The 17,732-nt window shown below is 69.1% G+C and carries 13 protein-coding genes; 8 read left to right on the top strand and 5 right to left on the bottom strand.

Annotated elements, in window-relative coordinates; genetic code table 11:
• Positions 1-12 precede the first annotated feature (12 nt).
• Entirely contained in the window at positions 13-2,262 is a 2,250-nt protein-coding gene (gene parC / locus FHP25_RS16520; RefSeq protein ID WP_147848043.1) for a DNA topoisomerase IV subunit A, read from the top strand.
• Positions 2,263-2,405: 143 nt separating this feature from the next.
• Complete coding sequence (locus FHP25_RS16515) at positions 2,406-3,224, top strand: undecaprenyl-diphosphate phosphatase (protein ID WP_147848042.1); 819 nt, start codon at positions 2,406-2,408, stop codon at positions 3,222-3,224.
• Between the two features lie 108 nt (positions 3,225-3,332).
• Here the strand turns inward: FHP25_RS16515 and FHP25_RS16510 are convergent, their stop codons facing one another.
• Positions 3,333-4,079, bottom strand: a complete 747-nt coding sequence (locus FHP25_RS16510; protein ID WP_147848041.1) for an arginyltransferase — start codon at positions 4,077-4,079, stop codon at positions 3,333-3,335.
• Between the two features lie 282 nt (positions 4,080-4,361).
• On the opposite strand from FHP25_RS16510, the gene FHP25_RS16505 reads away from it, so the two are divergent.
• A complete protein-coding gene (locus tag FHP25_RS16505) occupies positions 4,362-6,071 on the top strand; it encodes an SDR family oxidoreductase (RefSeq protein ID WP_147848040.1) in 1,710 nt (569 codons plus the stop codon).
• On the opposite strand, the gene FHP25_RS16500 is transcribed toward FHP25_RS16505, so the two are convergent.
• Positions 6,040-8,466 carry a penicillin acylase family protein gene (locus tag FHP25_RS16500; protein WP_147848039.1) on the bottom strand — a complete coding sequence of 809 codons (2,427 nt, stop codon included), beginning with the start codon at positions 8,464-8,466 and terminating at the stop codon, positions 6,040-6,042. The two genes, FHP25_RS16505 and FHP25_RS16500, sit on opposite strands and share 32 nt — an antisense overlap.
• 118 nt (positions 8,467-8,584) lie before the next feature.
• Positions 8,585-9,382 (bottom strand): sulfite exporter TauE/SafE family protein, encoded by a 798-nt coding sequence (locus tag FHP25_RS16495; protein WP_147848038.1) that lies wholly within the window; start codon positions 9,380-9,382, stop codon positions 8,585-8,587.
• A 142-nt stretch (positions 9,383-9,524) separates the two neighbouring features.
• Between FHP25_RS16495 and FHP25_RS16490 the strand changes: the two genes are divergently transcribed.
• Together FHP25_RS16490 and FHP25_RS16485 are read left to right on the top strand one after the other, a co-directional pair.
• A complete protein-coding gene (locus FHP25_RS16490) occupies positions 9,525-10,529 on the top strand; it encodes a 2-dehydropantoate 2-reductase (protein ID WP_147848037.1) in 1,005 nt (334 codons plus the stop codon).
• Between the two features lie 40 nt (positions 10,530-10,569).
• On the top strand, positions 10,570-12,087 hold the full coding sequence (locus FHP25_RS16485) for an acyl--CoA ligase (protein ID WP_147848036.1): 1,518 nt from the start codon (positions 10,570-10,572) through the stop codon (positions 12,085-12,087).
• A gap of 11 nt (positions 12,088-12,098) precedes the next feature.
• Here FHP25_RS16485 and FHP25_RS16480 read toward each other — a convergent pair whose 3' ends face one another.
• On the bottom strand, positions 12,099-13,010 hold the full coding sequence (locus tag FHP25_RS16480; RefSeq protein ID WP_147848035.1) for a LysR substrate-binding domain-containing protein: 912 nt from the start codon (positions 13,008-13,010) through the stop codon (positions 12,099-12,101).
• 129 nt (positions 13,011-13,139) lie between these two features.
• On the opposite strand from FHP25_RS16480, the gene FHP25_RS16475 reads away from it, so the two are divergent.
• From FHP25_RS16475 to FHP25_RS16465, 3 genes are read left to right on the top strand one after another with little or no spacing between them, the layout of a single operon-like run.
• Positions 13,140-14,801, top strand: coding sequence for an FAD-dependent oxidoreductase (locus tag FHP25_RS16475; protein ID WP_147848034.1), 1,662 nt, complete (start codon positions 13,140-13,142; stop codon positions 14,799-14,801).
• Entirely contained in the window at positions 14,798-15,676 is an 879-nt protein-coding gene (locus tag FHP25_RS16470; RefSeq protein WP_147848033.1) for a VOC family protein, read from the top strand. The genes FHP25_RS16475 and FHP25_RS16470 overlap by 4 nt, the downstream gene beginning before the upstream one ends.
• Before the next feature lie 2 nt (positions 15,677-15,678).
• Positions 15,679-16,641, top strand: a complete 963-nt coding sequence (locus tag FHP25_RS16465) for a Bug family tripartite tricarboxylate transporter substrate binding protein (RefSeq protein WP_178133571.1) — start codon at positions 15,679-15,681, stop codon at positions 16,639-16,641.
• Between the two features lie 214 nt (positions 16,642-16,855).
• Here the strand turns inward: FHP25_RS16465 and FHP25_RS16460 are convergent, their stop codons facing one another.
• Entirely contained in the window at positions 16,856-17,725 is an 870-nt protein-coding gene (locus FHP25_RS16460; protein WP_147848031.1) for a DUF2189 domain-containing protein, read from the bottom strand.
• Positions 17,726-17,732: the final 7 nt, after the last annotated feature.

The raw sequence follows: 17,732 nt of genomic DNA, 5'->3' as shown, positions 1-17,732 counted from the left end.
ACCCCTCGATCTATGGCAAAACAGACCTCTTCCGCTGCGCCGCCACCACCGCCGGCGCCCATCCGCACCGTCGCGCTGGGATCGGCGCTCTCCGAGCGCTACCTGTCCTATGCGCTCAGCACCATCATGGCCCGCTCGCTGCCTGACGTGCGCGACGGCCTGAAGCCGGTGCACCGGCGGCTGCTCTACATCATGCAGGAGCTGCGGCTCGACCCGGCCGGCGCCTTCAAGAAGAGCGCCCGCGTCGTGGGCGACACCATGGGCAAGCTGCACCCGCACGGCGACCAGTCGATCTACGACGCGCTGGTGCGCCTGGCGCAGGATTTCGCCACCCGGTATCCCCTGGTCGACGGGCAGGGCAACTTCGGCAACATCGACGGCGATAACGCCGCGGCCATGCGCTACACCGAGGCGCGGCTGACCGAGGTGGCGCAGGCGCTGCTGGCCGGCATCGACGAGGACGCGGTCGACTTCCGGCCCAATTTCGACGGCGCCGAGCGCGAGCCGGTGGTGCTGCCGGCGGCCTTCCCGAACCTGCTGGCCAACGGCGCCGCCGGCATCGCGGTGGGCATGGCCACCTCGATCCCGCCGCACAATGTCGGCGAGCTGTGCGATGCGCTGCTGCACCTGATCAAGGCGCCCAGCGCGCGCATCGAGACCCTGGTCGAGCACATCCCGGGGCCCGATTTCCCGACCGGCGGCGTGCTGGTCGAGCCGCGGGAGCAGGTGCTCGAGGCCTACAGGACCGGCCGCGGCGCCTTCCGCGTGCGCGCCAAGTGGCAGAAGGAGCCGCTGCCGCGCGGCCAGTACCGGATCGTGGTCACCGAGGTGCCCTACCAGGTGCCCAAGGCGAAGCTGGTCGAGAAGATCGCCGAGCTGATCAACGCCAAGAAGCTGCCGATGCTCGAGGACGTGCGCGACGAGTCGGCCGACGACGTGCGCCTCGTGCTCGAGCCCAAGACCGGCAACGTGCCGGCCGAGCTGCTGATGGAGCAGCTCTTCAAGCTCACCGACCTCGAGATCCGCTTCCCGCTGAATCTCAACGTGCTCGACGCCGACCAGGTGCCGCGGGTGATGGACCTGCGCCAGGCCCTGCAGGCTTGGCTCGATCACCGGCAGGTGGTGCTGCAGCGCCGCTCGCGCCACCGCCTGGCCGAGATCGAGCGCCGGCTGGAGATCCTCGACGGCTACCTGATCGCCTACCTCAACATCGACGAGGTGATCGCGATCATCCGCAACGAGGACGAGCCCAAGGCCGTGATGATGCGGCGGTTCGGCCTCACCGACCTGCAGGCCGAATCGATCCTCAACATGCGGCTGCGCGCCTTGCGCCGCCTGGAAGAGATCGAGATCAAGAAGGAGCACAAGGGGCTCTCGCAGGAGCGCAAGGACCTCAAGGCGCTGCTGGCCGACGACAAGAAGCAGTGGCAGTCGATTGCCGCCGACATCCAGGAGCTGCGCAAGAGCTACGGCCCCAGGACCGAGAAGGGCCGCCGCCGCACCGAGATCGCCGATGCGCCGCCGCCGGTCGAGATGCCGATCGACGCCTTCATCGAGAAGGAGCCGGTGACGGTGGTCTGCTCGGAGAAGGGCTGGATCCGCGCCGCCAAGGGCCACCTGGAACCGGGCGGCATCGCCGACCTGAAGTACAAGGAAGGCGATCGCGAGAAGTTTGCCCTGCATGCGATGTCGACCGACAAGCTGCTGGTGTTCGGCACCAACGGCCGCTTCTACACCATCGGCATCGACCGCCTGCCCAGCGCCCGTGGCCATGGCGAGCCGATCCGACTGATGATCGACCTGGGCAACGAGCAGGACATCGTCGACCTGCTGGTGCTCAAGGGCGGCCGCAGGTTCCTGGTGGCGGGCTACGAGGGCCGCGGCTTCATCGTCGCCGAGGACGAGGTCGTGGCGCAGACCAAGGCCGGCAAGCAGGTGCTGAACCTGGGCGAGGGCGAGGAGGCGGTCACCTGCAGCATCGTGCCCGATGGCGCCGACCACGTCGCCGCCATCGGCGAGAACCGCAAGCTGCTGGTGTTCCCTATCGGCGATGTGCCGGAAATGGCGCGCGGCCGCGGCGTGATCCTGCAGAAGCACAAGGATGGCGGCCTCTCCGATGCCAAGGCGTTCGTGCTGGCACAGGGCCTGCAATGGGCCGGCCGCACCAAGACCAAGGCCGACCTGAAGGAGTGGATCGGCGAGCGTGCCCAGGCCGGCCGCCTGCCGCCGACCGGCTCGCCCCGGGCCGTCAAGTTCGGATGACTCTCTCCCTCACGTAGTGGGGGAGGTGGCCGAAGGCCGGAGGGGGAACCCACGGAGTCTCTGTTCCTGAGACCGCGTCGGCTCCCCTCCACCCCTTCAGGGCACCTCCCCACTGACGTGGGGAGGACGCATATGAGGTCCGCATGGATGTGATCGTCGCGCTCAAGGCCCTGCTGCTGGGTGTGGTGGAGGGGCTGACCGAGTTCATCCCGGTGTCCTCCACCGGCCACCTGATCCTGATGGAGGCGGTGCTGGGCTTCGAGGGGCCCAAGGGGCGCGTGTTCGAGATCGTGATCCAGCTCGGCGCCATCCTGGCCATATGCTGGCTCTACCGCGCCAGGATCTGGGTGACGCTGGCCGGATTGTTCCGCGATCCGGTGGCGACGCGCTTCGCGATCAATGTGCTGGTCGCCTTCCTGCCGGCGGCCGTGATCGGGGCGCTGGCGCACGGGCTGATCAAGTCGGTGCTGTTCAACCCGTGGGTCGTGGCCACGTCCCTGGTCGTGGGCGGCTTCGTCATCCTGCTGATCGAGCGCATCGCGCCGCGGCCGGCGATCAAGACCGTCGACGGGTTGAGCTGGAAGACCGCGCTGGGCATCGGCTTCTGCCAGACCGTGGCCATGATCCCCGGCATCTCGCGCTCGGGCGCCACCATCATGGGCGCGCGCATGTTCGGCGTCGACCGGCCGACCTCGGCCGAGTTCTCGTTCTTCCTCGCCATGCCGACGATGCTGGGCGCCACGGTCTACGACGTCTTCAAGAACTGGTCGACCCTGGGCGCCGACACCGACGGCATCCTGCTGATCGTGATCGGCTTCACCGCCGCCTTGATCGCCGCCATGGCCGTCGTGTCGCGGCTGATCGCCTTCATTAGCCGCTACGGCTTCGCCCCCTTCGCTTGGTACCGCATCGCGCTGGGCACCGTCGCCCTGGCGCTGCTGGGCGTCGGCGCGATGGGGTGAGGTCGTTCTCCGAAAGCCTGACCCTTGAACGCCAGACAGGAGCTGGCTGCAGATCTCGCGCCCGGCGATGTCGCGCCGGCCGCGCGCCAGCAGGGCGCTGGACGCCAGCTACGGATCACAAGGCTCGGCGCTGCCCGGATCGAACGGCTCCCAGCCGGCGGCGCCCAGCGCCTCCAGGGGCTGGTAGAGGGCCTTGTAGGCCATCTTGCCCGAGCCCTCGATCCAGTAGCCGAGATAGACATAGGGCAGGCCGCGGCGCTTGGCCTCCTCGACCAGCCACAGCACGATCTGCACGCCCAGCGCCCGGCGTCGCAGGCGCGCCTCGAAGAAGCTGTAGACCGCCGAGATGCCGTTGCCCAGCCAGTCCGTGAGGCAGGCCGCGACCAGCCGCCCGTCCTCGCGCAGCTCGACGAGGTGGGTATCGACCGGGCTCTCCTCGATCATCGCGCGGTAGTCGTCGAAATCCATCTCGGCCATGTCGCCGTCGCCATGGCGCGCGGCAACGTAGCGCGAGAACAGGGAGAACTGCTCGCTGGTCGCCATGGGCGGCACGACGGCGCCGCAGACCGCCTGGTTGGCCCGCCAGGTGCGGCGCTGCGAGCGGCTCGGCGTGAACGTGGCGACCGGAATGCGCACCGGCACGCAGGCCCGGCAGGTGCCGCAGAGTGGCTTGTAGACATAGTGGTGCGAGCGCCGGAAGCCGGCATCGGTGAGCTGGTCGTGCAGGTCCAGGGCATCGGGGCCGCCCAGCTCGGTCACCAGCTTGGTCTCGAAGCGGTTGGGCAGGTAGGGGCAGCGCAGCGCCGGTGTCGTGCGAAAGAAGCGCAGTGGAGCCGTGGTCTGCCGGATGAACATCGATTGCCGTACCGTCCCGCCGAGGCAGGCAGCCGACCGCCGGCCGCCAGGGAAACTGTACCCACTGCCTGCCCGGTCGGCGAGTCCCGTGTGGACCGCCATGCGGCGAAGTGGCGGCTGGCCGGCTGGCCGGGATTCCCCAAGACTGCATGGGAACGCGATGGAGAGGTCATGGGCACTGCGCGCCCGGTACCGGTGGCTGGCCAGCCCGTGCGGGTCATCCTGCCGGCCGGTGGCTCCGTGATCCTGTTCGACGGCGTCTGCGATCTCGGCTGACCGGCAGTGGCTGCGTTCCGCGTGGTGGTCATTGGCGGCACCGGCGCGTTCGGCGAGCGCGTCTGCCGTTTGCTGGCGCGCGATCCCAGCGTCGACGTGGTCATCGCCGCCCGCCGCCTGGAGCCGGCACAGGCGCTCGCCGCGACGCTGCGTGCGCAAGATGGCGGCGAGCGCATCACCGCGGCAACCCTCGACCTCGCCGCGTCGACTTGGCCCGGTGATCTGGCGCGCCTGCGACCGGACGCCGTCATCCACACAGCCGGGCCCTTCCAGGGAGCGGACTATCGGGTCGCCGAGGCCTGCATCGAAGCCGGCATCCACTATATCGACCTCGCGGATGCGCGCGGATTTGTCTGCGGCATAGGAACGCTCGATGACGCCGCCCGTGCCGCCGGGGTGCTGGTCGCGAGCGGCGCCAGCTCCGTACCGGCCCTGTCGGCCGCGGTCATCGAGCACGTCGCCAGCGGACTGTCGCGCATCGATGCCATCGACATCGCGATCACCCCGGGCAACCGGGCGCCGCGGGGGCGGGCGACGATCGCCGCGATCCTCAGCTATGTCGGCCGGCCGGTGCGGTTGTGGCGGGACGGTGCTTGGACCACCGGCATCGGCTGGCAGGACCTGCATCGCCGTGTCCTGGCGTTGCCGGACGGCCCGAGTCTGGGACCACGCAGGTTCGCGCTATGCGACGTGCCCGACCTGACGCTGTTTCCCGAGCGCTACGCCGTGCGCGGGCGCGTCGCCTTTCATGCCGGCCTGGAGCTGTCGCTGCTGCATGTCGGCCTGTGGCTGCTGTCGTGGTCGGTGCGCTGGAGGTGGCTCTCCTCGCTTGTGCCGTTCACGGATGCGTTGCGTTGGCTTGCCGACCGGGTGCGTCGGCTGGGTTCCGATCGTGGCGGGATGCTGCTCGACGTTGCCGGCCGCGATGCCGCCGGCCGGGCGGTCACGTGCCGCTGGCGGCTGCTGGCCGAGGCCGGCGATGGCCCGTGGATTCCGGCGCTGGCCTCGGTGGCCTTGGCGCGCAAGCTGGCCCGTGGCGCCGTGACGGCGCGCGGCGCCATGCCGTGTGTCGGTCTGCTGGCCATGGACGAGGTGCTGGCCGAAGCCGAGGGCCTTGCGGTGCGGTGGGCCTGCGAGCTGGCCCAGCCACTCTACGTGCAAAGCATCGGGGCGGCCTATGACAGCCTCCCGGCGAGCATCCGGCGCCTGCACGACGTATCGGCCGGCGCGGTGTGGCAGGGGCGCGCCGAGGTCGGCGGCGTGCAGGGGCTTCTGGCGCGGGCTGCGGCACGCCTGTTCGGCTTTCCGGCTACGGCCACGGATGTGCCGGTGACGGTCGCGTTCGATGTCCGCGACGGGGTCGAGACCTGGCGCCGCACCTTTGGCTGCCATACGTTCCGCTCGCTGCAATACGCTGGCACCGGCCGCGAGCAGGGCCTGATCGTCGAGCGTTTCGGCGCAGTCGCCTTCGCGATGCGGGCGATGGTGTCGCCACAGGGCATCGACCTGCGGCTGGAGAGCGGGCGTGTGCTGGGGCTGACGTTGCCGCGGTTCCTGTGGCCACGCATCGCCGCCTGCGAACGGGTCGACAGCGCTGGCCGCTTTCGCTTCGACGTGTCGATCGGACTGCCCGTGCTGGGCCGGCTGGTGCACTATCGCGGCTGGCTGGCGCCGGCCGACGATGTCACTTCGCCGGCGGCACCGGCAGCAGGCTGATCGTGCCGATGCCCTCGCGCTGGAGCCGGAAGCGGTAGCCGCCGATACGCAGATAGTCGAACGCCCGCCAGCCGGTCACGAAGTTGGCGTACCACGGCGAGAGGAAGTTGCCCGACTGGCCCAGCGGGATCGCGAAGCGGCTGTTGTCGAGGTCGTCGAAATCGTAGATGGCGCGCAGGCCGGCACCGTGCACGGCAGCATAGGGCTCGCGCCGGTCGCGGAAGGACGGTGTCGCCCGGTTCAGCGTGTGCATGCCGCCATCGGCGGGGAAGCGGATCGAGGCCACGTCGCGCAGCAACGGAACGCTATCGAACAACGCGTGACGATGCGCTGCGGGATGGGCATCGCCCCAGCGCCAGGCTTCCATCGCGGGCCCGTAGCGCGTCTGCAGCTCGTTCAGGGCCGCGTCGAGCGCCGTCGACATGGCCTCCGCGCAGGTTTCGGCCTTCGGCGTGCGCACGTCGTCGCACCATTCCGGATGGTCCCGCAAGATGGTGACCAGGAAGGCGACGTTGGGCGATGCGTATTCCCGGAACAGCTCCTCGCCCAGCTCGTCGGCATAGAGCGTGCGCTGCAGGTTGCGCAGCCAGGCGGCGTAGATCAGCGGCTCCGGGCGGTCGGCGATCATGCGCCGGTTCCAGTGCCGCAGCAGGTCGATGGCCTGGGCCTGGCGCGGATCGCGCGGCTGCAGGGCGAGCAGGGGCGGCAGCGTGTCGGCCGTGTCAGGCGAAAGGATGTCCTCCTGCAGCGCGATCATGCTGCCCACGGCATGCTGGCCGGCACCCGACAGCAGGGCGTTGGCGCGCCGCTGGCGGTAGGGCTCGGCCCATTCGCGGCTGATGAAGTGCCGGTAGTTGCCGGGCACCAGCCGGGCGTTGGCGTTCACGATGATGCCGCCCGGGGGATTGTAGGCGCGGGGCAGCTCCTCGAACGGCACGAACCCGGCCCAGTCGTACTCGCCGGTCCAGCCCGGCACCGGCATGAAGCCGTCGCCCTTGCGTCGGATCGGAACCCGCGCCGGCGAGATGAGGCCGATATTGCCCGCCGTGTCGGCGTAGACCATGTTCTGCATCGGCGAGACGATCTTGCGCGTCGCGGCCAGGAACTGCTCCCAGTCGCGCGCCAGGCCCAGCTCCAGGAACCCCTCGGCCGAAGTGTCGGCCGGGTCGAGGGCCGTCGCCGACAGCGCCAGCACGTGACCGCTTTCGACTTCCGTTCCCTTGGGATCGAGCACGTCGGATATCACGGGGCCGTGCCGGGTCGTGCGCAGGCGGATCTTGACCTGCTCGCCAAAGCGCACGTTGATGTATTCCTCGCGGGCGCCGAACGGCCGGCTGCCGTCAGGCGTGACGTACTTGCCGGGATCGCCCGGATCGATGCGCTCGACGAACAGATCCTGGCTGTCGAGGTTGGTGGTGGTGAAGCCCCAGGCGATGTGCCCGTTGTGGCCCAGCACGACAGCGGGCGAACCGGGTGACGTGGCGCCGCGGATATCGAAATCGGGCCCGACCAGCCGCGCCAGGTACCACGTGCCGGGCGCGCTCAGCCCGAGATGCGGATCGTTGGCCAGCAACGGCTTGCCGCTGCTGGTGTGGCTGCCGGCGACCACCCATTCGTTGGACGCCTCGCGCTTGCGCGTGAGGTCGTTGTTCGTGGCGCGGTAGAGGCGGTCCAGCGGCAGCTTCAGCAGCGCATCGCCCAGGATCGAGAGGGTCGACTCGCGGTCATCGCCCAGCTGCGGGAACATCTGGAGCATGCGCGGCTCGCCCAGCTTCTTGGCCAGGCGCGCGCGCAGCAGCTCGGCCCGCCAGTTGCCGTCGAGGCTGAGCGCCATCAGCTTGCCCCAGACCAGGGAGTCGGCCGGCTGCCACAGCTCGGGCGTCACCTGCAGGAGCGTGAATTCCGGGCCGAACGACCCTTTGTGGGTGGTGATGTGGGCGTTGACGCCGGCCGAATAGGCCTCGAGCATCTTGCGTGTGCGCGGCGCAAGCGCGCCCAGGCTGTCCTGGGCGCGCCGGTAGACCCCGAGCGCCCGCATGGTGCGGTCGACGTCCAGCACGCCCGTGCCAATGATCGCCGGCGGCAGCACTTCCGACAGCCGGCCTGCGGCGGCGCGGCGCATCATCTCCATCTGCCACAGCCGGTCCTGGGCGTGAACGTAGCCCAGCCCGAACATCGCATCTTCCAGCGAGCCTGCGAAAATATGCGGGATCGCGTTGCGATCGCGCACGATGTCGACCGGAGCCTGCGGCCCGGCGATCCGCACCGTGCCGGCATAGTCGGGCAATGACGTGCGCAGATGGAAATAGAGGCCGGTCGCCAGGGTGAGCACGAACACGACCAGCCCGACCAGCAGGCGGCCGCCGACCCGGGCTATCGCTGCCAGCGCCCTCATGCGCCGGACCGCTCGGCTTGCATGCTCCGGGAATATGACTCGACGATGAACGCGCCCATGCAGCTCCTCTCCGGCTGGCTGTCTTAGCCACAGGCGGTGGCCAAGCGCAATCGCCGCGTCAGCCTGCCGCCGGGCGCAGGTAGATATTCCAGAAGTAGTACGCCGCGAGCGCAAAGCCGGAAAAGATCACGACGGCGCGCAGGGCCGGCGCCGGCACATGCCGCGCAACGGCGCCGCCGCAATAGCCGCCGATCACGCCACCAGCCATCATGACCAGGGTGCCGGGCCAGGACACCGCGCCGGAGATCACGAACAGTGTCACGGCCACGCCGGCGATCAGCGTCACCAGGAGGTTCTTGAGCGCGTTCAGCTCCTGGATGTCGCGCACGCCTGACAGCGACAGCAGCGGCATCAGGATCACACCCAGGCCGCCACCGAAGAAGCCACCATAGGCAGCGCACAGGAACAGCGCCACCGTCAGCGTCGCCCGCCAGGCTGGAGAGGGCCGGCTGCCCGGCGTGCCGATCCCGACGAGCCGCTGGATCGGCCGGTCGAACAGCAGCAGCAACGTAGCGATCAAGAGCAGCCATGGCACGGTGCGCAGGAATGCCTGGTCGCTCGACTGCAGCAGCGCCCAGGCGCCGGTGATGCCGCCGGCGATGCAGATGGCGCCGGTCCGCAGCGCCCGGTCGGCCTGGCGCGCCAGCTCGCGCCGATAGGCCGCGATCACCAGAAGCCGGCCAGGCCAGATCGCCACTGCGTTGGAGGCGTTGGCGGTCACGGCCGGCACGCCGGTGGCGAGAAAGGCCGGGAATGTCAGGAACGTGCCGCCGCCGGCGATGGCATTCGCGGCCGCCGCCAGCAGGCCGGCGCCAAACAGCAGGAAGGCATCGAGATAAGGCAGACCGAGGAGCATTGCGCCTTATAGCAACTGACGCCAGCGTCATGGCCCTGCCGCGGTCACAAGTCAGATGCCGCCATGAGGCTTTAGCCGGCGGCGCCGACGTGATTAAGTGCGCCGCCGGCCGGATGGGCGTGCCGGCCCCGTGGGAGGCGTGATGAAGATCTGCGTGGTCGGTGCCGGTGCGATTGGTGGGCTGCTTGGCGTGCGCTTGGCCGAGGCTGGCGAGCAGGTGACGTTGATCGCGCGCGGCCCGCACCTGGCGGCGATCCGTGCCGGCGGGCTGCGGCTTGCCGACGAGGCCGGCGGCGAGACCGTGGCCAGGGTGGCCGCCACCGACAAGATCGCCGACGCCGGCCCCCAGGACCTGGTGATCCTGGGCATGAAGGCCCACCAGGTGGCGGCGGTCGTCAAGGACCTCCCCGCGCTTTATGGCCCTGATACCATGGTGATGACGGCGCAGAACGGCATTCCCTGGTGGTATTTCATGAAGCAGGCCGGGCCGCATGAGGGCGCCAGGCTGCAGAGCGTCGATCCGGGCGGTGTGATCGCCGACAATTTGCCGATCGAGCGCGTGATCGGCTCGGTGGTCTATCCGGCAGCGGAGATCACGGCGCCGGGATCCATCAAGCATATCGAGGGCAACCGGTTCTCGATCGCCGAGATCGACAACAGCGAGACACCGCGCATCAAGGCCGTGTCGGAGACGCTGCGCAAGGCCGGCTTCAAGGCCCCCGTGACCTCCGACATCCGGGCCGAGATCTGGACCAAGCTGTGGGGCAACCTCAGCTTCAATCCGCTGAGCGCGCTCACGCATGCGACCCTGGTCGATATCTGTCGCTTTCCGCTGACGCGGGACCTGGCGGCCAAGATGATGCAGGAGGCGCAGGCTGTCGGCGAGAAGCTGGGCATCCGCTTCCGCGTGTCGCTCGAGAAGCGCATCGCCGGCGCCGAGGCGGTCGGGGCGCACAAGACCTCGATGCTGCAGGATATCGAGGCGGGCCGCGTCATCGAAGTCGAGGCGCTGGTCGGCTCGGTCGTCGAGCTGGGCCGCATCACGCAGACGCCGACGCCGCATATCGATGCGGTCTACGCCTGCGCCAGCCTCCTGGCCGGCTCGCTGCAGGCCGCCAAGGGGCGGTTGCGGATCGAGCCGGCGTGATCAGCATGATGCATCTGGTAATGGCTTGAGAGGGCGTGACATGACGAGGGTTTCGACGCTGCGGGAACTGCTGGCCAAGGGCGCCGACGCCGACGTCGCGATCGCGGCACCCGGCACGCCGCCACTCACCTATGCCGGCCTGCGCGGGCTTGTCGATCGCAGCCTTGGCACGCTCAATGGCATGGGCATCGGCCGCAACGATAGGGTGGCGATCGTGCTGCCCAACGGGCCGGAAATGGCCACGGCCTTCGTCGCCATCGCCGCGGGCGCCACGGCCGCGCCGCTCAATCCCGCCTATCGCGCCGACGAGTTCGAGTTCTATATGTCCGACATCAACGCCAAGGCGCTGGTGGTCGACAAGGGCAGCGACTCGCCCGCGGTCGGCGTCGCCCGCAAGATGGGCGTGCCGGTGATCGAGCTCGCCGCCGAGCCGTCGCAGGGCGCCGGCGCATTCACGCTCGGCGATCATGTCGGCGCCGGCACCGGCAACGGCCGCTATGCGGAAGCCGACGATGTCGCCCTGATCCTGCACACGTCGGGCACGACGTCGCGACCCAAGATCGTGCCGCTGGCGCAGCGCAACATCTGCGCATCCGCCGGCAATATCGCCCAGGCGCTGCGGTTCACCGCAAGCGACCGCGGCCTGAACATCATGCCGCTGTTCCATATCCACGGGCTGATGGCCGGCCTGCTGGCGCCGTTCTCGGCCGGCAGCGCCGTGTTCTGCACACCCGGCTTCAATGCGCTGCGCTTCTTCGCCTGGATGCAGGAGGCCAAGCCGACCTGGTACACCGCGGTGCCCACCATGCATCAGGCGATCCTGACGCGTGCGACGCAGAACAAGGCGATCATCACCGCCAATCCGCTGCGCTTCGTGCGCTCCTCGTCCTCCTCGCTGCCGCCGCAGGTGATCGCCGAGCTGGAGGCCACGTTCAGCGCCCCTGTGATCGAGGCCTACGGCATGACCGAGGCTTCGCACCAGATGGCGAGCAACATGCTGCCGCCGGGCACGCGCAAGCCGGGCACCGTCGGCGTCGCCGCCGGTCCCGAGATCGCGATCATGGACGAGGCCGGCACGCTGCTGGCAGCCGGTGCGACCGGCGAGATCGTGATCCGCGGCGCCAACGTCACGGCGGGCTACGAGAACAACCCCAACGCCAACGGCGAGGCCTTCACCAACGGCTGGTTCCGCACCGGCGATCAGGGCGTGATGGACGGCGAGGGCTATATCAGCATCACGGGGCGGCTGAAGGAGATCATCAACCGTGGCGGCGAGAAGGTCTCCCCGCGCGAGGTGGATGAGGTCCTGATGGACCATCCCGCCGTGCTGCAGGTGGTCACCTTCGCGATGCCGCACGACAAGCTGGGCGAGGAGGTCGCCGCCGCCGTGGTGCTGCGCGAAGGCATGGCCGCCACCGAGAAGGAGCTGCGCGACTTCGTGAGCGCGCGGCTGGCCAACTTCAAGGTGCCGCGCAAGGTGCTGTTCCTGCCTGAGATTCCCAAGGGTGCGACCGGCAAGCTGCAGCGGATCGGGCTGGCGGCGAAGCTGGGGCTGTAGCCTTACGCGCTTCAAGCCTCAGTGGCTGCCGCCTTCAGGAGGGCGCGCAGCCACTGATGGGCGGGATCGCGATCCTGGCTGGCGGTCCAGAACATCGCGATCTCGATGTCGGGCAGCCGCAGCGGCGGCTCGATGATGCGGATCGGCGCCATCACCGCAAAGCGCTCGGCGAGCCTGCGGTGGACGAGGGCGATGCAGGCGGTCTCGGCCACGATCTGCGGCAGCAGCATGAAGTTGGGCACGAACACCACGTCGTTCTGCCGCACGTTCAGGCGGTGCAGCAGGTGCTGCTCGAAGCTGGTCTCGTTGTCGCCGCCGGTGCGGAAGGTCGCGTGCGGCAGCCGTAGATAGGTCCGCCGATCCAGCCGCGCCCCGATATCGGGGTGATCCCGGGCGGCGATGCAGACCATGCGGTCCCGTATCAGTGGCGCGCGCTTCATGCCCGGCTGCCGGCTGATCCCCAGATCGGGCGCCAGCAGCAGGTCAGCCGCGCCCATGCGCATGGCGGCGGCATAGTTGGCCGGGATGTCGACGATCTGGAGCGTACAGCGCGGCGCCGCCCGGGTGATGCCGCGCACGACCGCCGGCGCCAACAGGAAGGAAACGTAATCGGCGGTGGCGATCACGAACCGGCGGTCGAGGCGGGCTGGGTCGAACGCCGGCGGCACGATGGCCTGCTCGAGCGCCGCCAGGGCTTCCTCCAGCGGCACGACCAGACGCTCCGCCGTCTCCGTCAGCTGCATGCGGCGTCCCACCATCACCAGCAGGTCGTCCTGCAGGAGCAGGCGCAGGCGCCCCAGGGCGGCGCTGGTGGCCGACTGGGTGAGGCCCAGGCGTTCGGCCGCGCGCGTCACATTGCGGGTCCGCAGGAGCTCGCGCAGCACCGGCATCAGGTTGAGGTTGACGCGGCGCAGGTTGGTCATGCGTCACTCCTGGATACCTCGGCAGCCAGGTATTTATACCGTTGATACCTGGATGCCGACTCTCGATTTCCCGCCCATGCGCGCGTGATGTACGCCCGGCGTCGAGGAAACGACGCCCAGGGCGCGACGATGAGCGACACGAACGGCTGCGATTGCGATGTCCTGGTGGTGGGGGCCGGGCCGGTCGGCCTGACGCTGGCGATGGATCTCGCCAGCCGCGGTGTCAGCGTGCGGGTGCTCGAGGCGCGCCCCGCCGATGCGCCGGCCCATCCCAAATGCAACACCACGAGCGCGCGCAGCATGGAGATCTTCCGGCGGCTGGGCGTCGCGGCCGAGGTGCGTCGCGCCGGCCTGCCGGCGGATCACCCCTGTGATGTCGCCTACGCCACGCGCTTCCTCGGTCACGAGCTGGGCCGCTTTCCGTTCCCTGCGTGGTCCCGGCGCTATGACGATGCGGACGGTTCGCTGGACGGCACGTGGCCGACGCCGGAGCCGCCGCATCGCATCAGCCAGTTGTATCTCGAGCCCGTGCTGCGCCGGCACGCGATGGACACGCTGAGTATCGCGGTGGACTTCGATGCCGAGGTGACTGCGCTGACGGACCGTGGGGCCGGTGTCGAGGCGCTGGTCCGCCATCCCGCTACGGGCAGCGAGCGCCGGCTGCGTGCGCGTTTCGCCGTCGGCTGCGATGGCGCGCGCAGCCTGGTCCGCAAGGCGATCGGCGCGAAGCTGCACGGTGACGACAACCTGTCCCGCACGCGCTCCGTCTATCTGCGGTCCCACGACCTGAAGGCGCGCCAGCCCCGGGCCGCTGCCTGGATGACCTGGATCATCAACGACGAGCGGCGCGGCAACGTGATCGCCCTGGACGGCGAGTCGCTGTGGCTGTGCCATTGCACGCTGCGGCGGGAGGAGGCGTTCGATGCCACCGACACGCGCGCCATGATCGCGCAGGTGATCGGCGCACCAGTCGATGTCGAGATCCTGGCTGCGGAGGATTGGACCGGACGCCGCCTGGTCGCCGACCGCTATCGTGCCGGCAACATGTTCCTGGCCGGCGACGCCGCCCATCTCTGGATTCCCTATGGCGGCTTCGGCATGAACGCGGGCATCGAAGATGCCATATCGCTGGGCTGGATGCTGGCGGCTACCCTCAAAGGCTGGGGATCGAGCGCGCTGCTGGACGCCTACGAGGCGGAGCGGCAGCCGATCGGCGAGCAGGTGTCGCGCGCCGCGCAGCGGCTGTTCGCCGAGCAGGGCCGCGTCAGGCTGCCGGCGGCGCTGGAGGATGACGGCCCCGACGGTGATGGCGCTCGACGGGCATACGGCGCGGCGCTGCTGGCGACGGACAAGGCGCAGTTCAACCCCGTGGGGTTGAACTTCGCCATCGCCTATGGCGGCTCGCCGGTCATCGCCTACGACGATGGCATCGCGCCGGCCTTCGAGATCGACCGCTACGAGCCCTCGACGACGCCGGGTTGCCGTGCCCCGCAGGCCCGCCTGCGCGATGGCGCTTGGCTGCACGATCTGCTCGGGCCGGATTTCACCCTGGTCACGCATGGCCGAACGCCGCTGTCGACGGCGTTCCAGGCGGCGGCGACACGCCAGGGGCTGCCGCTGGCAGTTGTCGACATCAGCGCCGAGCCGCAGGCGGCAGCTCTGTACGACCACCCTCTGGTCCTGGTGCGGCCCGACCAGCGTGTCGCGTGGCGTGGCCATGCGCCTCCCGCAGCGATCGATGCGCTGCTGGAGCGTGTCCGCGGAGCCAGGCAACAGGAGGCACGTTCATGACGATCCGGCTCGGCTATATCGGCGTCGAGGCATCGGACCTCGCGGCGTGGGCACGGTTTGCCGACGCGATCTGCGGCTTCGCGGTTGAGACCCTCAATGCCGGGCTGGCATGCCGCTTCGACGCGCGTGCCCGGCGCATCCTGGTGCTGCCCGGCAGTCGCGATGACCTCGCCTTCGCGGGCTTCGAGGTCGACTCCGAGGCGGCGCTGGAGCAGCGGGTTGCACGTCTGCGCGGCGCCGGCGTCGCCGTGTCCCCGGGCAGCGACGGCGAGGCGGCGCTGCGCGGCGTGACGCGGTTCTTCCGGTTCGACGATCCCAACGGCACACCGTTCGAGCTGGCGACGGGTGCGCGTGATGGCGGCGAGGTCTTCCGCTCACCCCTGGTCGCCGGCGGGTTCGTGACCGGCGATGGCGGGCTGGGGCACATCGTGTTGGGCACGGCCGACCTTCCCGGCAGCGAGCGCTTCTGTGTCGATGCGCTGGGCGCGGGGCTGAGCGATCGTATCCACGACCGGATCGGACCGTTGCCCGTAACGGTGTCCTTCCTGCACCTGAACCCGCGGCACCATTCGATCGCCTATGCCGGCCTGCCGATGACGCTGCCCAAACGGCTCAACCACATCATGGTCGAAGCCGCCGCGCTGGAGGATGTCGGCCTGGCCTATGACCGGGCGCGCGACGCCGGCGTGCCGATCACGCGCACGCTGGGACAGCATCCCAACGACCGCATGGTGTCGTTCTACTGCCGCACGCCATCCGGCTTCGACCTGGAGGTCGGCTGGGGCGGCCTGCGCATCGAGACCACGCCCTGGAGCCCGGGGCGATACGAGCGGTTCAGCACCTGGGGGCACCAGTCTGGCGAGCGCCTGTCATGAGGATGGCCGATACGCTGGTGTTATGGCTGGCGGTGCTGGTGGGCGTGCCGACTGGCGTGCTGGCCGAAAACTGGCCACACAAACCGGTGCGAGTGATCGTGACGGCAGCAACAGGTTCTGCACCCGACGTCATGGCGCGGCTGCTGGCCGACCGGTTGGGCCGGGCGTTCCAGCAGCAGTTCATTGTCGATTCGCGCGGCGGCGCGGGAGGCAACATCGCGTTGGGCGCACTGAGGCGTCTGCCTGCGGATGGCTATGCGCTGGGCGTCGTTCACGCTTCGGCGATCACGGTTGCACCGCATACGATGAAGGAGATGCAGTACGACTTCGACAAGGATTTCGTTCCTGTCGCGCTGGTGGCACGTGCCCCGCTGCTGATGGTGGCGGCAGCGCACGCGCCAGCCCAGACGCTGGGCGGCGTCCTTGCTCTGGCCAAGGCACAGCCGGATATCGTGACCGTTGCGGTTTCCGGTTTCAACTCGGTGCCGCACCTTGCGACCGAGATGCTGGCTCATCGCAGCGGCAGCAAATTCTTCACCGTGTCGTTCAACGGCAGCACGACCGCCATATCGGCGCTGCTGAGCCGTGATGCCATGCTGATGACCGATGGTGTTGCGGCGCTGGCCTCGATGGTCGAGTCCGGGAAGCTGACACCGATTGCCGTCTTCTCGAGAAAACGTCTGGCCCGGTATCCGACGGTGCCCACCGTCGCAGAGATGGTGCCGGATATGGTCGTTGACGGGTGGTTCGTGCTCGTCGCGCCGCGGGGAACACCAGATGCCATCGTCGAGCGGCTGGCGGCGGAAATCAGGAAGGCCACCGTCGATCAAGAGGTCGCGGCGCGTATGGGAGCCCTCGGCATGTATCCCGAGGCGCTGTCAGGCGTCGCGCTGGCGCAGTTCATCCGGTCGGAGCAGGACCTCTGGCGCCGCACGGCGGATCAGCTCGGCATCCAGCGGCAATAGGCAGTGGAAGCGAGCGTTCCGGTGCGGGAGGCTGTCTGCGGGACCGGCATGTCGATCCCACAGCCTGAAAGCCTTACGGACGGGTCCGTCAAGGCTGGTGTCACGCATGTCGAGCCGCCGTTCGAGGTCGTTGGCCGGTTGATCACGCTGCGCGTCCACCTCGACGATTGCGATCGGTATCGCGCCCGCGGAGACGACGTAGCGGGTGGTTGACCTACGGTCGCGGCACCACCTTGCGGTAGAGGTGCCAAGTGGCGTGTCCCAGCACGGGCATGACGATGATCAGGCCGATGAACAAGGGGATCGAGCCCAGCACGAGGCCGCCGGCCACGATCATGCCCCAGACCGCCATAGGGCCAGGGTTGGCCTTCACGGCCCGGATCGACGTGCCGACCGCCGTGTCCAGCGCCGTGCCACGGTCGAGCATCAGCGGGAACGACACGACGCTGATGGCCAGCACCGCAACAGCGAACAGGAAGCCGACGCCGACACCGACCACGATCATGGTCCAACCAGCGCTGGTCGTGAACACGTCATGGGCGAAGCCCAAGAACGAGGCTGGCGGCTCGGGGCCCAGCGTCATGTCGTAGATGAGTTGCGCTGCGAACAGCCAGACGCCGAAAATACCCACCAGCAGCAGGCCCAGCACCATGATGGCGCCGAACGCCGGCGAGCGGACCACGCCGAAGGCGTCCGCCCAGCTGATCTCGTGTCCTTGCTCGCGCCGGCGGCTCATCTCGTACAGGCCGACCGCGGCCACGGGACCGACCAACGCGAAGCCCGATGCCAGGGGGAACAGCAGCGGCAGCATGTCCTGGCCGAAGGCCGCGCGCGCCAGCACCAGGCCGATGACGGGATAGACCAGCACGAGGAAGATTACGTCGGTACGGAATGCGCCAAAGTCGTTGAACCCCTTGGCCAACGCATCGCGCAGATCGGCAAATCCGATGCGGCTAACAACGGGGGGCGCAGCATGCCGGGTTTCGTCGGCGCCGCCGACAGCGTGGAATGTCGAGCCCAGCACATGTCCCAGGCCCTTGAGCGAATCGTTTGCATATTCAATGGGATTGCGAATGGTGGCCATAGACGAT

It is taken from the genome of Vineibacter terrae, assembly GCF_008039615.1.
Lineage (GTDB): Bacteria > Pseudomonadota > Alphaproteobacteria > Reyranellales > Reyranellaceae > Vineibacter > Vineibacter terrae.
This window is presented reverse-complemented; position numbering and strand designations above follow the sequence as displayed.

Bases quoted from the DNA above. Each gene is read 5' to 3' on its own strand.
- parC (WP_147848043.1), top strand. From the start codon at position 13: ATGGCAAAACAGACCTCTTCCGCTGCGCCGCCACCACCGCCGGCGCCC.
- FHP25_RS16515 (WP_147848042.1), top strand. From the start codon at position 2,406: ATGGATGTGATCGTCGCGCTCAAGGCCCTGCTGCTGGGTGTGGTGGAG.
- FHP25_RS16510 (WP_147848041.1), bottom strand. From the start codon at position 4,079: ATGTTCATCCGGCAGACCACGGCTCCACTGCGCTTCTTTCGCACGACA.
- FHP25_RS16500 (WP_147848039.1), bottom strand. From the start codon at position 8,466: ATGAGGGCGCTGGCAGCGATAGCCCGGGTCGGCGGCCGCCTGCTGGTC.
- FHP25_RS16495 (WP_147848038.1), bottom strand. From the start codon at position 9,382: ATGCTCCTCGGTCTGCCTTATCTCGATGCCTTCCTGCTGTTTGGCGCC.
- FHP25_RS16490 (WP_147848037.1), top strand. From the start codon at position 9,525: ATGAAGATCTGCGTGGTCGGTGCCGGTGCGATTGGTGGGCTGCTTGGC.
- FHP25_RS16485 (WP_147848036.1), top strand. From the start codon at position 10,570: ATGACGAGGGTTTCGACGCTGCGGGAACTGCTGGCCAAGGGCGCCGAC.
- FHP25_RS16480 (WP_147848035.1), bottom strand. From the start codon at position 13,010: ATGACCAACCTGCGCCGCGTCAACCTCAACCTGATGCCGGTGCTGCGC.
- FHP25_RS16475 (WP_147848034.1), top strand. From the start codon at position 13,140: ATGAGCGACACGAACGGCTGCGATTGCGATGTCCTGGTGGTGGGGGCC.
- FHP25_RS16470 (WP_147848033.1), top strand. From the start codon at position 14,798: ATGACGATCCGGCTCGGCTATATCGGCGTCGAGGCATCGGACCTCGCG.
- FHP25_RS16465 (WP_178133571.1), top strand. From the start codon at position 15,679: ATGGCCGATACGCTGGTGTTATGGCTGGCGGTGCTGGTGGGCGTGCCG.
- FHP25_RS16460 (WP_147848031.1), bottom strand. From the start codon at position 17,725: ATGGCCACCATTCGCAATCCCATTGAATATGCAAACGATTCGCTCAAG.